This is a genomic window from Halomonas shengliensis (assembly GCF_900104135.1).
Lineage (GTDB): Bacteria > Pseudomonadota > Gammaproteobacteria > Pseudomonadales > Halomonadaceae > Halomonas > Halomonas shengliensis.
The window spans coordinates 102,383-117,604 of sequence record NZ_FNIV01000001.1 but is presented as its reverse complement, the minus strand read 5'-3'; the positions used below and the strand labels follow the sequence as shown (position 1 = coordinate 117,604).

Here is a 15,222-nt window from a genome sequence, read left to right as displayed (position 1 = left end):
TCGCCGAACCAACATAACAGCTTACGTTAACGTCAACATGCCTGCCAAAGTCGCATACACCGAAAGCAGGGCCACTATGCCGGTCGCGCCTCCTCGAATAGCTCGGCAGACATGGGGTGGGCCAGTTCCCAGGTCATGGCGATAGGCCGGTCCCCCTGGTAACTCTTGAGAGCCTTGGCCGGCCCCAGGAAAGTAAAGGGCGCCGTCTCACCGTCGGTGCGTTTGGTCAACCTGGCGAAGAAGAGGATGGTGTAACCGCGCTCCTCGAAGTGAAGGTAGTTCTGCCCCGTTGCACTGGCCTGACTGGTGTTCGACTGACTCTCCCAGTGCAGCAGAGTGCGACTGATGGGGTAATCTCGATAACGTGTGGTGGGGGAGAAGTCGGTGTCATCCTTTTGGAAGGTCACCAGGTGGATATAGGCACGGATTTCCTTTGCATGGATCACCCCCACGCCGGTGGCGCCCGGCTTTTCCAAGCTCGACAACCCGAGTGCTGCCTTGATCTCTGGCAAACCATAGGCGCCATGCAGGAGCAGCTGGCAGTCGAAAGGCAGCTCACTCAGGCGCCGCAGGGGCACCTGCTGATGAGCTAGCTTCCAGGCTGCAATCTCGGCGGCATCGGCCGCGACACTGGGGTTGGCGCGCCACTTACGTAGCGACTCTTCGAGGCTATCGACGCCAACCAGGCCGCCCTTCTGGCCCCATAGCAGATAATGCAGTGCCGTTTGCCGTGCGGTGTCGTAGCGCCCCAAGGCCTCCTCGACTCCCTCTGTCTCGCCGAGCGTCTCGATGGCCGACAGCAGTTCGGGATCGCTGCGCAGTGCGATCCGCGGCAGCGCCTTGCGTGCCTGATCGATATCGGGATCCTCGGGCATCGCTTGACGGTCGGCCAATGCCTTCCACTCCGACCAGCTGCGACGCGACAGCACCTGTACAGGCGTCAGCCCAGTCACTTCGATGAAACGCCCGAAAGTGAGTGGCTTCCCGACCTCTTCCGACCAGGTGCGCAGTGTCTCGGGGATAAACTGATTGAGATCGGCCAGTACCGAGCGAATCTTGCTCAGCACCCGATCCCGCGCCACCCGCTCGAGCTGGATGCTGCAGCCGGGAGGCAGGCTAGGAAAGTCGGCCTCCACCTCACGATCCAGCCGCTGGCGCCTCCCGGAGAGCAGCGACGTGAACTTGGTATCCAGGCGATAGCGGCGATGCGTCTGCCCCACGAAATCCAGGACGGTGAGGCACTCCTTCCCCGGCGCGTGGCGCAATCCACGCCCTAACTGCTGGAGGAAGACCGTCAGGCTCTCGGTCGGCCGCAGGAACATCACAAGGTCGATATCGGGAACATCGACCCCTTCGCTCAGCACGTCCACCGTGAACAGGAAGGGCAGCTTTCCGTCACGGAACTCACGCAACCGTTCGGCGCGAACCTCCGCCGGCGTGTCTCCGACAAGGACGGAGGCCCGATACTCATCGCCCAACCGATTGAAACACACGGCCATGTATTCGGCATGGCGAACGCCGGCGCAGAACCCTACCGCACGAATGCCGTGTAGATCGGGCTGGTAACGCTTCAGCGCCTGCAGGACGGTGTCGACCCGTTGCCTGGCCCGAAAATCATCACCGGTTAGCAAATTCTCCAGCTGACGGACGTCATAGCGGCCGTTGCGCCACAGCGAGTCATCACTAAGGTCGACGCTATCGCTGACCCCGAAGTAGTGGAAGGGGCATAGCAGCTTCTCTTCCAACGCCTCCGGAAGGCGAATCTCGGCGGCGAAGTCGCCATCGAAGTCCGGCAGTATGCTGCTACCGTCCATGCGCTCGGGGGTGGCCGTCAGGCCCAGCAGCACGGCTGGCTGTAACTCCTCGAGCAACGGCCGATAGCTGCTGGCGGCCTCATGATGGGCCTCGTCGATCACCACGTACTGAAAGTGTTCCGTCCCCAGCGACTCCCAGGGGCGCTGTCGATTGAGTGTCTGTACCGAGGCGAACAGATGACGCTGCTCCGTCGGCACATGGCCACCCACCCAGAGCTCACCGAAGTTCTGGTCGCGTAGCACGGTGCGGTAGCAGGCCTGGGCCTGCTCAAGGATCTCCTTGCGATGGGCGACAAAGAGTAGGGGTACCTGGCGCTTCTCATGCTCACAGACTCGTCGATAATCCAGCGCCGAAATCACGGTCTTACCGGTACCGGTCGCCGCGACCACCAGGTTGCGAAACGAGCCACGCTGACGAGCGGCATCGATGGCTTCCAGGATTCTCAACTGAAAGGGGCGCGGCGTGATTTCGGCAAAGAATGTCGCCCCAACTTGGGTTTGAGCCTTATGGGCCACGATCGCCCGCCGAAAGCGCGAGAAATCGTCGGGCGTATAGGGCTCAAACTCGTCGTTCTCCCAGTAGGCCGAAAACTCCGCTTCGAAGCGCTCGAGGATATGCGCCATGTCCTGAGCGGTGACCTTGACGGTCCATTCCAGCCCTTGGGTCATCGCCGAGTGGGACATGTTCGCCGAGCCGATATAGGCCGTGGAGTAACCACTCTCGCGGCGAAAGTGATAGGCCTTAGCATGCAGGCGCGTGCCGCCGGTGTCGTAGGAGACCCGCACGGTGACATTGGGCTGCTGGGTCAGCCACTCCAGTGCCGTCGGATCGCTGGCGCCCATATAGCTGGTGGAGATCAGGCGCACCGGTATGCCGCGATCGGCCAGGCGCTCGAAGGCGGGCATCAGCAGCCGAAGCCCCGACCATTTGATAAAGGAGACCAGGATGTCGACGCCGTCGGCGGTGGCCATCTCGGCGCGTAGCTCGTGTTCGAGTGGCGGGTCATGCCCCAGCCCCGTGAGCAGGGCGCTTGTCGCCAAGGGTGTCGCCGGCCGTGGGAGTGGATGACTCCCCCGGCCCAGCTCGCTGAGTATCGGTTTATCCACCGCCAGCAGCTTCTTGCGCACCAGGTAGTCGAGGCCATCGGTGGCCGAGATCAACTCGATCAGGCGATTGAGGAGCGGCAGGCGTCGATCGGCGTCGACGATTTTCAAGGCCTGATGAAGCAGCTGGCCGAGGAACAGGGCGTAAGTGTGGGGGGCCGACTCATCGTCGAGCTTGCGCAGCACCGGCCTAAGCTCTGGATGTCCCTCCAGCTGTTCCCAAAGCTCCTCATCGAGCAGCCGTTCGTATAGGCCTTCCGGCAACCGGTCCATGGTGTCTCTTCCCTGCCCCGTCGATGCTCACCAGGGTAGCAGTAACGGTCCATTGTAGGAGGCCTTCGGCCTCCATTCGCCCGGCGAAGCCGGCCTCCCACCAGAAGAGTGAAACGCTGGATGATTTCCTGTCGTCCTTCACGCAGCGAAGCCGGAACGCCGGACCATGCGCTTCCACAAAGGACCTCCGCCGTCCACACACGACGCGGCCCCGCCTCTCTCGAGGCGGGGCCGCGTTGTTACCGAGCGGGTGTGATCAGCTCAGCGAGATGGTGCTGTTGATGCCGCTGGAGACGTTCTCCGGCTCGAACCAGCGGGCGGTGACGGTCTTGGTCTGGGTCCAGAAGGCGATGGCCTGCTTGCCGTTGGGGCCCAGGTCACCCAGCTTGGAGGCGCGCGAGCCGGTGAAGCTGAAGTAGGCGACCGGCACCGGGATCGGCACGTTGATGCCCACCTGGCCGACGTCGATGTCGCTCTCGAAGCGGCGCGCCACCCAGCCGGAGTTGGTGAAGATGGAGGTGCCGTTGCCGTTGGGGTTGGCGTTGATGAAGGCGATCGCCTCGTCGAGGGTGTCGACGGTGACCACGCAGAGCACCGGGCCGAAGATCTCCTCGCGGTAGATGGTCATCTCCGGGGTGACGTCGGTGAACAGGGTCGGGCCGACGAAGTTGCCGTCCGGGTAGCCTTCCACCTGGTAGCCGCGGCCATCCACCAGCAGCTTGGCGCCCTCCTTCTCGCCGGCGGTGATCAGCCGCTCGACGCGCTCCTTGGCCTGGGGCGAGACCAGCGGGCCGAGGTCGGCGTCGGTCTGGGTGCCGGGGCCCACCTTCATGGTTTTGGTGCCCTCGACGATGTCGTCCAGCCACTCACGGGCCTCGCCCACCAGCACCACCACGGAGTTGGCCATGCAGCGCTGGCCGGCGGCGCCATAGGCGGAGCCCAGCAGGTTGTTGATGGCCTGGCTGCGGTTGGCGTCCGGCATCACCACGCAGTGGTTCTTGGCACCCATCATCGACTGCATGCGCTTGCCGGCGGCGGCGGCGCGGTTGTAGAGCAGCGAGCCCACGTGGGTGGAGCCGATGAAGGAGAGCGCCTTGATGTCGGTATGGTCGGCGATCTGGTTGGCGACGTCCGGGCCGCCGTGGACCACGTTGAGCACGCCGGCCGGGATGCCCGCCTCGTGGGCCAGCTCGACCAGGCGCATGGTGGAGCTCGGGTCCTGCTCGGAGGGCTTGAGCACGAAGGTGTTACCGGTGGCGATGGCCAGCGGGAACATGAAGCAGGGCAGCATGATGGGGAAGTTGAAGGCGGTGATGCCGGCGCCCACGCCCAGCGGCTGGTTGAGGGTGTAGACGTCCACCTCGCTGGCGGCGTTCTCGGCCAGCTCGCCGAGCTGCAGGGAGGTGATCGAGCAGGCGTGCTCCACCACCTCCAGGCCGCGACCCACCTCGCCGGCGGCGTCGGGCAGGGTCTTGCCGTGCTCCTCGGTGATCAGCGCGGCCAGCTCGTCGGTGTTATCGCGGATCAGCGCCTGCAGCTTGAGCATGATGCGCATGCGCTTGGCCAGCGGCACCTTGCGCCAGGTCTTGAAGGCCTCCTTGGCACTGGCCACGGCGCGCTCGACCTCCTCGGCGGTGCAGAACGGCACCCGGGCGACCACCTCCTGGGTGGCCGGGTTGACCACGTCGCGCCACTCCTGGCTCTGGGACTGAACGGGCTGGCCGTCGATGTACATGGGGATTTCGCGGACTGACATGGGCGTGCTCCTCTGGGTGCTGTCGCTGCCGGTGGGCGGCTTGTGCTTTTGCTTGTGCTCGAGGCGCGGCCGATGGCCGCTGCCGTCGCCCGGCATTAGACTTTGTGTGTATAAAAACACGAGCGATGATGGCATCGAGTGTATCCAGAGGTCGGATGGCGTGACAACGGGCACTCAGGCACATTGCTTGTGCACTGATGCACAACCGAGTTTTCTCCGTGGAGCCCCGCCATGCTCGACTGGCATGACATCCAGATCTTCCTGGAGGTGGCGCGTACCCAGCGCCTCACCGACGCCGCCCGGCGCCTGGGGCTGGACCACTCCACCCTCTCGCGGCGCACCCGGCGCTTCGAGCAGAAGCTCAACACCCAGCTCTTCGAGCGCAGCACCCACGGCTACCACCTCACCGAGGCGGGCCAGCAGCTGCTGGCCCACGCCGAGGAGATGGCCCGCCACGCCTTCGAGGCGGGCGAGAGCCTCTCCGACAAGGACCACCAGGTGAGCGGCCAGATCCGCCTGGGGGTCACCGAGGGCTTCGGCACCTGGGTGATCGCCCCGCTGCTCTCGGCCTTCTGCAGCCGACATCCCGGCGTCACCCTGGACCTGCTCGCCCTGCCCCGGGTGGTCAACCTGAGCCGCCACGAGGCGGACCTCGCCATCACCGTGGAGCGCCCGGTGAGCCCGGGCCTGGTGATCTCGCGGCTGTGCGACTACCGCCTGCGCCTCTATGCCAGCCACGCCTACCTCGCCCGCCACGGGCGGCCGGCGCGCCTCGCCGAGCTGGGCAAGCACCGCCTGATCGGCTACGTCGACGACCTGATCTTCAGCCAGCAGCTCAGCTACCTGGAGCCGCTGGTGGACCCCGCGGTGGTGGGCCGGCCACCCCACTTGACGGTGCGCAGCACCAGCGTGACCACCCAGCAGGTGGCTTGCCGCCACGGTGCGGGGCTGGCCGTGCTGCCCTGTTTCATGGCCGAGACGGACGCCGGGCTCGAGCGCGTGCTGGCCGAAGAGGTCGCGGTCGACCGCCAGTTCTGGATCACCGCCCGCCAGGAGCAGCGCCGCCTGGCCCGGGTGCGACTGCTGTGGGACTTCCTGCGCGAGGCACTGGAGGCCAACCACGCCTTCCTGATGGGCGAGAGCCACGAGCTGCGCCTGCCCGAGGCCACGCCGGCCCCTTCCTCGCCCGGCTAGCCTCACGTCCGCCTTCTCGCCGATAGCTGCTGGCTATGACATCGGTCGGCAATCTCGCATTGTCCTTATGGAGCAGGCGGGAGTAGCTTGGACGAAGAACCGAGAAGGAGTCGCCGGTCGCTCTTCCGGGTTACGGCCGAGAGTTGACCGAGCTCATTGCCCCGCCGGAGCGCCATCGTCTATACAAGGATGGCAGCTCCTCAACGCCGACAAGAGGGAAGAGCAACATGGGTGATCAGCAGAACGCAGGCAAGTGTCCGGTGATGCATGGATCCAACACCCAGGAGAAGGCCGATGTGGTCGCCTGGTGGCCGGAATCCCTGAACCTGGACATCCTTCATCAGCATGACCGCAAGACCGACCCGATGGGCGAGGACTTCGACTATCGCCAGGAAGTCCGCAAGCTCGACTTCGAGGCACTGAAGAAGGACATGCACGCCCTGATGACCGACAGCCAGGAGTGGTGGCCGGCCGACTGGGGCCACTACGGCGGCCTGATGATCCGCTTGGCGTGGCACGCCGCCGGCACCTACCGCCTGGCCGATGGCCGCGGCGGCGGCGGCACCGGCAACCAGCGCTTCGCCCCGCTCAACTCCTGGCCGGACAACGGCAACCTGGACAAGGCGCGTCGCCTGCTGTGGCCGATCAAGAAGAAGTACGGCAACAGGATCAGCTGGGCCGACCTGATCATCCTGGCCGGCAACGTCGCCTACGAGTCCATGGGCTTCAAGACCTTCGGCTTCTCCTTCGGCCGCGAGGACATCTGGCATCCCGAGAAGGACATCTACTGGGGGGCCGAGAAGGAGTGGCTGGCACCCTCCGACAGCCGCTACGAGAACGTCGAGAAGCCGGACACCATGGAGAACCCCCTGGCCGCGGTGCAGATGGGGCTTATCTACGTGAACCCGGAAGGCGTGAATGGCGAGCCGGACCCGATCAAGACCGGTGACCAGGTGCTGGAAACCTTCGCCCGCATGGCGATGAACGCGGAGGAGACCGCGGCGCTGACCGCCGGCGGTCACACCGTGGGCAAGACCCACGGCAACGGCGATGCCGAGGCGCTGGGGCCCGAGCCGGAAGGCGCCGACATCGAGGCCCAGGGCTTCGGCTGGCTGAACCCCAACCTGCAGGGCAAGGCCACCAACGCTGTCACCTCGGGCCTGGAAGGCGCCTGGACGACCCACCCGACCCAGTTCGACATGGGCTACTTCGACCTGCTGTTCGGCTACGAGTGGGAGCTCAAGAAGAGCCCGGCCGGCGCCTGGCAGTGGGAGCCCATCGACATCAAGGAAGAGGACAAGCCGGTCGATGCCACCGACCCGTCCGTGCGTCACAACCCGATGATGACCGACGCGGACATGGCCATGAAGATGCACCCGGAGTTCCGGCCGATCTGCGAGAAGTTCATGGCCGACCCGGAGTACTTCAAGGACTGCTTCGCCCGCGCCTGGTTCAAGCTGACCCACCGCGACATGGGGCCCAAGGCCCGCTACATCGGCCCGGAAGTGCCGGACGAGGACCTGATCTGGCAGGATCCCGTCCCCCAGGGCGAGACCAACTACGTCGAGGAGGTGGTCAAGGAGAAGATCGCCCAGGCCGGCCTCTCGCTGAACGAACTGGTCTGCACCGCCTGGGACAGCGCCCGCACCTTCCGCGGCTCCGACATGCGTGGCGGTGCCAACGGCGCGCGCATCCGCCTGGCCCCGCAGAAGGACTGGGAGGGCAACGAGCCGGATCGCCTGGCCAGGGTGCTGAAGGTCTACGAGAAGATCTCCACCGAGACCGGCGCCAGCATCGCCGACGTGATCGTGCTGGGCGGCAACCTGGGCATCGAGCAGGCCGCGAAGGCCGCGGGCCATGACGTGCACGTGCCCTTCCTCAAGGGCCGCGGCGACGCCACCGACGAGATGACCGACGCCGAATCCTTCGAGCCGCTGGAGCCGCTGTCCGACGGCTTCCGCAACTGGCAGAAGAAGGACTACGTCGTCAAGCCGGAGGAGATGCTGCTCGACCGCGCCCAGCTGATGGGCCTCACCGCCCCGGAGATGACCGTGCTGCTCGGCGGCATGCGGGTGCTGGGCACCAACCACGGCGGCACCCAGCATGGCGTGTTCACCGACCGCGTCGGACAGCTGACCAACGACTTCTTCGTCAACCTGACCGACATGGGCAACCGCTGGGAGCCCACCGGCAAGAACGCGTACAACATCGTCGACCGCAAGAGCGGCAGCACGAAGTTCACCGCGACCCGGGTCGACCTGGTGTTCGGCTCCAACTCCATCCTGCGCAGCTACGCCGAGGTGTACGCCCAGGATGACAACGAGGCGAAGTTCGTGAAGGACTTCGTGGCCGCCTGGACCAAGGTGATGAACGCCGACCGCTTCGACGTCGAGACGCGCTGAGCCGCCACCTGGCCGGGCGCTTGCCCGGCCAGGAACGCCACACGCAAGCCCATACAGAGACGCCCGGGGAAACCCGGGCGTCTTTTTGCGTGTTCAGGGGCAGCAGCAGACGGCTCAGGTGCCGCAGAAGGTGCGCAATACCCGCTCGGTGGCCGGGGCCGGCTCGGCATAGGCCTCGCGGCCGGGCTGCGCGGTGAAGGGCTCGGCCAGCACCTCGCGCAGCGCCTCGAAGGGAGCGAAGTCATCATGCTCGGCGGCCGCGGCGATCACCCGCTCCACCTGGTGGTTGCGCGGGATATAGAGCGGGTTGACCGCGTTCATGCGCGCCGCGATCGCCTCGGGCGAGGCCGACTCCCGGGCCAGGCGCTCGCGCCAGCGCGGCAGCCAGTCGCCCAGGGCCCCACCGTCCTCGAACAGCTCGAGCAGCGCGGGGGCGTCCGCCTCCACCGCCTCGGCGAGACGCCGGAAGGCCAGGGTGAAGTCGGCGCGGCCGGCCGCCAGCGCCTCGAGGAAGGCCTCCGCCAGCGCACGGTCGCCCTCCTCTTTGCGGGCCAGGCCGAGCTTCTCGCGGAAGACCGCCAGCCACTCGGCCTCGTAGCGGGGCTCGTAGGCCTCGATCACCCTGGTGGCCCTGGCGATCGCCGCCTCCTGGTCGTCGTCGATCAGCGGGATCAGCGTCTCGGCCAGGCGCGCCAGGTTCCACTGGGCGATCCAGGGCTGGTTGCGGTAGGCGTAGCGCCCCTGCTCGTCTATGGAGCTGAACACCATGGTCGGCGAGTAGGCCTCCATGAAGGCGCAGGGGCCGTAGTCGATGGTCTCGCCGGCGATGCTGCAGTTGTCGGTGTTCATCACGCCGTGGATGAAGCCGAGCCCCATCCATTTCGCCACCAGCGCCGCCTGGCGCTCGGCCACCGCCTCCAGCAGGGCCAGGTAGCGCTCCTGCCCCTCCCGCTCCGCCAGGGGGGAGTAGTGGCGCTCGATGGCCATGTCGGCCAGGGTGCGCACCGCCTCCACGTCGTCCCGGGCGGCGAAGTACTGGAAGGTGCCGACGCGCAGGTGGCTCGCGGCCACCCGGGTCAGCACCGCGCCGGGCTCCGGCACCCGGCGGAAGACCCGCTCGCCGCTGGTCACCGCGGCCAGCGCCCGGGTGGTGGGCACGCCGAGGCGGTGCATCGCCTCGCTGACCAGGTACTCGCGCAGTACCGGGCCCAGCGGTGCGCGGCCGTCGGCGCCCCGCGAGAAGGGGGTCATGCCGGCACCCTTGAGCTGGATGTCGCGCAGCCTCCCCTCGCGGTCGACCACCTCGCCGAGCAGCACCGCGCGGCCGTCGCCGAGGCGCGGGTTGAAGTGGCCGAACTGGTGGCCGGCGTAGGCCTGGGCCACGGGCTCGGAGCCTTCCGGCACGGCATTGCCGGCGAACCAGTCGGCGGCGCGGGCCTCGTCGAAGGCGGCCAGGTCGAAGCCCAGCGTCTCGGCCAGCGGCCGGTTGAAGGCCACCAGGCGCGGTGCGGGAACCGGCACCGGGTCGAAGCGCAGGAAGAAGCGGTCGGGCAGGCGCGCATAGCGCAGGCTGAACTCGGGGAACATGGCGGCTCCGGTCGGGGCGATCACGGCCGATGGTTGAATACCCGAGTATAACGCTCAAGATTGTGCCTTTCGAGGTGGACGTCTCCCGACTTTCCCTACCCCGCCGTCGGCGCTAGTGCCTCTCGGATCAGCTCGGCCAGGCGCCGCGCCGGCTCGGTGGGGCGGCGCGCGGCCCGGTGCAGGGCCAGCTCCACGGCGGGCAGCGCCGGCAGGCCGCTGGCTTCGTCCAGGGCACGCAGCTGGGGGCCCAGCATGCTGCGGGTGACCACCACGATGGCGAGCCCCGCCTGCACCACCGGCGACAGGCCGGCCATGGACTGGCTGGTATAGGCTACCCGCCAGGTGCGGCCGGCCGCGGCCAGGGCCTCCTCGGCCACCTCGCGGAAGAGGTCGGCACCCGGCGAGTAGAGCGCCAGCGGCAGCGGGTCGGTGAGCGAGGGCTGGCGCTCCAGCCCCACCGCCCAGGCCAGGGGCTCGCGGCGGATCACCTCGCCCCCCGGCGAGCGCCGCTGGCGGGTCACAAGCGCCAGGTCCAGCTCGTCGCCGCGCACCCGCTCCACCAGGTCGGCGCTGGTGCCGCAGGTGACCTGGAGCCCCACGTCCGGGTAGAGCTGGTGGAACCAGGAGAACACCGCGGTGAGCAGGGTGGCGTAGTCCTCGGGAATCCCCAGGTTGAGCTCGCCGGTCACCCGGCGCGCCTTCATGTCGGCCAGCGCCTCGTCGTTCTGCGCCAGCAGCCGGCGGGCATGGCCCAGCAGGCGCTCGCCCTCGGCGGTGAAGCGGATGCGCCGCCCCTCCCGCTCGTGCAGCGCCACGCCCAACGAGCCCTCGAGCCGCGCGAGCTGCATGCTCACCGTGGACTGGGTGTAGGCCAGCTGCCGGGCGGCGGCTGTGACGCTGCCGGTATCGGCCACCGCCACCAGGGTGCGCAGCAGGGCGAGGTCGAGGGTCGGGGCACGCATAAATCCATCAAGCTCCTTGATGAATGACTTCAAGAAAGATCGTTATCGTGATGAGTATGGCATGGCTAGCATGGCGGCATCATCCACCCGCCCCGGCACCGGAGGTCTCCACCATGCAGCTGCGCCATTCCCGTCTCGCCCACTCCCCCTGGCTCGGTGGCGGGGCCGCCGCCCTGGCGGTGGTGCTGTGGGCGCTGGTGCCGCTGCTGGCCGCCGACACCCAGGCGCTGCCGCCATTGCGCCTGGCGGCCCTGGCGCTGCTGGCAGGGGCTCTCGGCACCCTGCCCATGGCCAGGCGCCGGCGCCACCGCGACGCGCCGCTGTCGCCGGCCCAGCGCGTGATGGTCTACCTGGGGGTGCCACTGCTGGTGGCCGGCGCGGTGGGCGCCTGCTTCGCCGCCTTCCGACTGGCGCCCGCCGGGGAGGCGGCACTGATCCTCTACACCTGGCCGGTGCTCTTCCTGCTGGCGAGCCGGCGGCTGGCGCTGGGCCGGCTGTCGGCCGGCACCGTCGTCGGCGCCGGCCTGGCGTTCGGCGGCGCGGCGCTGCTCGTGCTGCCCGACGCCCTGGCGGGCGGGGTCTCGGGCGCCTGGGGCGGCTACGCCTTGGCGCTGCTGGGCGCACTGTGCTGGGCGCTCTACTCGCTGGCCAGCCAGGTAGCCGCCTGGCGCCTGGGCGAGCGCCTGCCCCACCTGCTGCTGGTCGCCAGTGTCATGGTGGGTGGCCTCAGCCTGGCGCTGGAAGGCACCCATGCCCTGCCTTCCCGTGACGCCCTGCTGGCCACCGCCGTCCTGGGCCTGGGCCCCTACGGCCTGGCCATGCTGGCCTGGGACCGGGCCATGCGCGACCCACTCGCCCACCGCCTCGGCAACCTGGCCCACGCGGTGCCGGTGCTGGCCACGCTGTTCCTGGTGATGGCCGGCGTGACCACCCCGGACTGGCGCCTGCCACTGGCCGCGCTGCTGGTGGTGGCCGGTAGCCTGACCGCGAGCCGGGAGCCGGCGCGACACGGCCCTCTCCGGGCACCTCGCCGTTTTCGGCGACGCTGACACCTTTTCCCCCCGCGTTCGGGGCAGATTGGACATTCGCCCTTCGGGTGGGTAGGGTATCCGTCCCCCGGATCAGGACAACATCGACAACAACCGATCCCTGACGAGCCACGGCCACCGGCCGGGCCACCCTGGTCTTGCCTCACCGCAGACTGGATCGCCGTACCTTCGACTGACCGTCGTCGACGCCATCGAGAGAGAACGAATCCATGTCGCGCCACTACGCCGATGAGGGCCGCTGCATGCCGCGCCGCCCGCCGCCCCACCTCCCCCACGCGGGGTAATGCCGCCCACGGCAGCCACTGCCGTGCCTGAACGCCATCCCTGACGCTACCTCGTCCTGCTGCCATCCCGGCGGCCGGGTCACCTGCGTCGGCGTTCGTGACCCTGGCACCACCCCCAGCACCATCACCGCGTTCGGCATCCGGCCTCGTCCGGGATGCCCGGGACGCCTACGTTCCACCCACCGAGGGACTGCCCTTGAACAGCGAATCTCTGTACCAATTCTCGACCCTGACCGTGATCCTGCTGCTGCTCGCCTTCTACGGCGGCACCTACCTGATGACGCTCGGCATCCGCCGGAAGAACGAGGACGCCGATGCCTACATGGTCTCCAACCACCGTATCGGCTTCGGCATCGGCGCCGCCAGCATGACCGCCACCTGGATCTGGGCGGCCTCCTTCTACGCCGCGGCCACCTCCGGCTACACCTACGGCGTCTCTGGCCCCATCCACTACGGCCTGTGGGGCGCGTTGATGATCCTCTTCATCTATCCCTTCGGCCGGCGCTTCCGCAAGCTCGCCCCCAACGCCCACACCCTGGGCGAGCTGATCCACGCCCGCCACGGCTCCTCCAGCCAGCTGATCCTGGCGCTCTCCAACGTGCTGGGCAGCGTGATCAGCCTGATGGTCAACTTCACCGCCGCCGGCGCGCTGGTCTCGGTGCTCTCGCCGCTCTCCTTCCAGGCCGGGGTGATCATCGCCGGCGTGGGCGTGCTGCTCTATACCCTGTGGTCCGGCTTCCGGGCCTCGGTGCTGACCGACTTCGCCCAGCTGGTGGCGCTGATGGCCATCGCCATCGTGATCATTCCGGCGGTGTTCTTCGCCATGGGCGGCCCCGAGACGCTGGTCGCCGGCCTCGACAACCTGACGCCGGAGCAGGCCAACTTCTTCTCCAGCGAGGCGATCCTGCAACAGGGCGCGCCCTTCTTCGTCGCCGTGCTGGCCTACGCCATCGGCAACCAGACCATCTCCCAGCGCCTGTTCGCGGTGAACGAGGACCACATCAAGCCCACCTTCCTCACCGCCACCGTGGGCTACGGTGCCATCGTCATCGGCCTGGGCATGATCGGCCTGATGGCACTGACCATCGGTGTGCAGCCGCTCGACGGCGACATGAACAACCTGATCCCGCAGATGGTCTCCGGCTACCTGCCGCCGGTATTCATCGCGCTGTTCTTCATCCTGGTGATCGGCTCGCTCTCCTCCACCGCCGACTCCGACCTCTCGGCGCTGTCGGCGATCATGATGGCCGACGTCTACGGCAAGAACATCGCCAGGGGCAAAGCCGACCCCAAGCGCATGCTGCTGGTCGGCCGGCTGACCATGATCACCGCCACCGCGGTGGGCATCGTCTTCGCCAGCTTCTCGCTGGATATCCTGGTGATGCTGGTGTTCGTGGGCGCGCTGTGGGGCGCCATCGTCTTTCCGGTGATCGCCAGCTGCTTCTGGAGCCGGGTGACCAACCAGGCCTTCACTACCTCGGTGCTGGTGGCCATGGTGCTGTTCTGCGTCGCCCGCTTCGAGCTGGTCGACCTCGCCGGCCCCGGCGGCCTGTTCTTCGAGCTGCTGGCCAGCATCGGCGGCGGTGTGATCATCGGCCTGATGGTGTTCGGCTTCCTCGGCCGCACCGCCGGCTTCGTCGCCGGTGCGCTGGCGCTGGTCGCCATGCTGGTGTTCGCCACCGGCTTCCTGCGCGACTACACCGTGCTGCTCGCCTCGCTGACTGCCTACGGCACCAGCACCCTGGTGTGCGTGGTGATGAGCCTGGCCAGCCGCGAGCGCTTCGACTTCGCCACCATCCGCGAGCGGGTGGGCGACTACGACGCCCACGAGGCCGAGCCCGAGGCGGGCGAGGCGATCCCCGCCGCGGCGAGCCTGGCTGCGCAGCGCTGAGTCCAAGCGGTGCCGCCCGACGGCACCGCGCCACCCTTTCTCGCTCCCCATTCCAGAGGAGACGTCACCATGACGACACTGTTCACTTTCTATGTGCTGGTCTGGCCCGCCCTGACCCTGGGCGTGCTGGCCCTGATCTGCCGCGCCGTGTGGCGCGACCAGTGCCGCGCCCGCGCGGAGAACCGCGAGCTGGTGTAGGCCACCGCTGAGAAACGCCATCGGCCCCGCCGGCACTGCCCGCGGGGCCGATGACGTTGTGGCCCTGGGGTTCTGGAGATCGGGGTCTGGAGATCGGGGTCTGGAGATGGAGGCCTGGCCATGGCGGCCAGACGCGGTAGACTCGGGTAAGGATCCGCGACGCCGATCGCCGGCAGGAGCACGCGCCATGAGCCACGACACCCTCGACTACTACCGCCCCCCGGACGCGGACGCCCTGGGGCTGGTGCTGATCCGCGCCAGCGCCGAGGGGGTGACCGAGATCGACTTCGTCGACGCAGAGACCGAGCCCGCGCGTCCCGGGCCGCTCACCGAGCTGGCCCGGGAGCAGCTCGCCGAGTACTTCGCCGGCAGCCGCCGCGACTTCGACCTGCCGCTGGCCCCGCAGGGCACCGACTTCCAGCGGCGGGTGTGGGAGGCCCTGGCGGGCATCCCCTTTGGGGAGACCCGCAACTACGCCGAGCTCGCCGAGCAGCTCGGCAGCAAGGGCGGCCAGCGCGCGGTGGGTGCGGCCAACGGCAGGAACCCCATCGCCATCGTGGTGCCCTGCCACCGGGTGATCGGCAGCGACGGACGCATGACCGGCTACGCCGGCGGCATCGGCCGCAAGCGCTGGCTGCTCGCCTTCGAGGCCGGCGAGGTGCCGATGCTGCTGGGTTGAGCTCGGTTTCAGGGCTCAGGGCTAGGGGC

General features: G+C 68.0%; 10 protein-coding genes. 6 read left to right on the top strand and 4 right to left on the bottom strand.

The genetic code is table 11. The features are described from left to right. Positions 1-74: 74 nt before the first annotated feature. Entirely contained in the window at positions 75-3,191 is a 3,117-nt protein-coding gene (locus tag BLP95_RS00550) for a DEAD/DEAH box helicase (protein WP_089676252.1), read from the bottom strand. A gap of 256 nt (positions 3,192-3,447) precedes the next feature. Continuing rightward, positions 3,448-4,947, bottom strand: a complete 1,500-nt coding sequence (locus BLP95_RS00545) for a CoA-acylating methylmalonate-semialdehyde dehydrogenase (protein WP_089676251.1) — start codon at positions 4,945-4,947, stop codon at positions 3,448-3,450. Positions 4,948-5,178: 231 nt separating this feature from the next. Between BLP95_RS00545 and BLP95_RS00540 the strand changes: the two genes are divergently transcribed. Next, entirely contained in the window at positions 5,179-6,141 is a 963-nt protein-coding gene (locus BLP95_RS00540) for a LysR family transcriptional regulator (RefSeq protein WP_089676250.1), read from the top strand. A 227-nt stretch (positions 6,142-6,368) separates the two neighbouring features. Further along, positions 6,369-8,543 (top strand): catalase/peroxidase HPI, encoded by a 2,175-nt coding sequence (katG, locus tag BLP95_RS00535; RefSeq protein WP_089676249.1) that lies wholly within the window; start codon positions 6,369-6,371, stop codon positions 8,541-8,543. A gap of 114 nt (positions 8,544-8,657) precedes the next feature. Here the strand turns inward: katG and BLP95_RS00530 are convergent, their stop codons facing one another. Further along, complete coding sequence (locus BLP95_RS00530; protein WP_089676248.1) at positions 8,658-10,130, bottom strand: protein adenylyltransferase SelO; 1,473 nt, start codon at positions 10,128-10,130, stop codon at positions 8,658-8,660. Between the two features lie 95 nt (positions 10,131-10,225). Then, positions 10,226-11,092, bottom strand: coding sequence for a LysR substrate-binding domain-containing protein (locus tag BLP95_RS00525; protein WP_089676247.1), 867 nt, complete (start codon positions 11,090-11,092; stop codon positions 10,226-10,228). 113 nt (positions 11,093-11,205) lie between these two features. Here BLP95_RS00525 and BLP95_RS00520 point away from each other — a divergent pair, with 113 nt between their 5' ends. The 4 genes from BLP95_RS00520 to BLP95_RS00510 all read left to right on the top strand — a co-directional run bounded on the left by BLP95_RS00520 (position 11,206) and on the right by BLP95_RS00510 (position 15,193). Continuing rightward, entirely contained in the window at positions 11,206-12,141 is a 936-nt protein-coding gene (locus tag BLP95_RS00520) for a DMT family transporter (RefSeq protein WP_089676246.1), read from the top strand. 480 nt (positions 12,142-12,621) lie between these two features. Continuing rightward, positions 12,622-14,316 carry a sodium:solute symporter family protein gene (locus BLP95_RS00515; protein ID WP_089676245.1) on the top strand — a complete coding sequence of 565 codons (1,695 nt, stop codon included), beginning with the start codon at positions 12,622-12,624 and terminating at the stop codon, positions 14,314-14,316. Between the two features lie 69 nt (positions 14,317-14,385). After that, on the top strand, positions 14,386-14,514 hold the full coding sequence (locus tag BLP95_RS16935) for a putative transporter small subunit (RefSeq protein WP_218118500.1): 129 nt from the start codon (positions 14,386-14,388) through the stop codon (positions 14,512-14,514). A gap of 187 nt (positions 14,515-14,701) precedes the next feature. Further along, positions 14,702-15,193, top strand: coding sequence for a methylated-DNA--[protein]-cysteine S-methyltransferase (locus BLP95_RS00510; protein ID WP_089676244.1), 492 nt, complete (start codon positions 14,702-14,704; stop codon positions 15,191-15,193). Positions 15,194-15,222 lie beyond the last annotated feature (29 nt).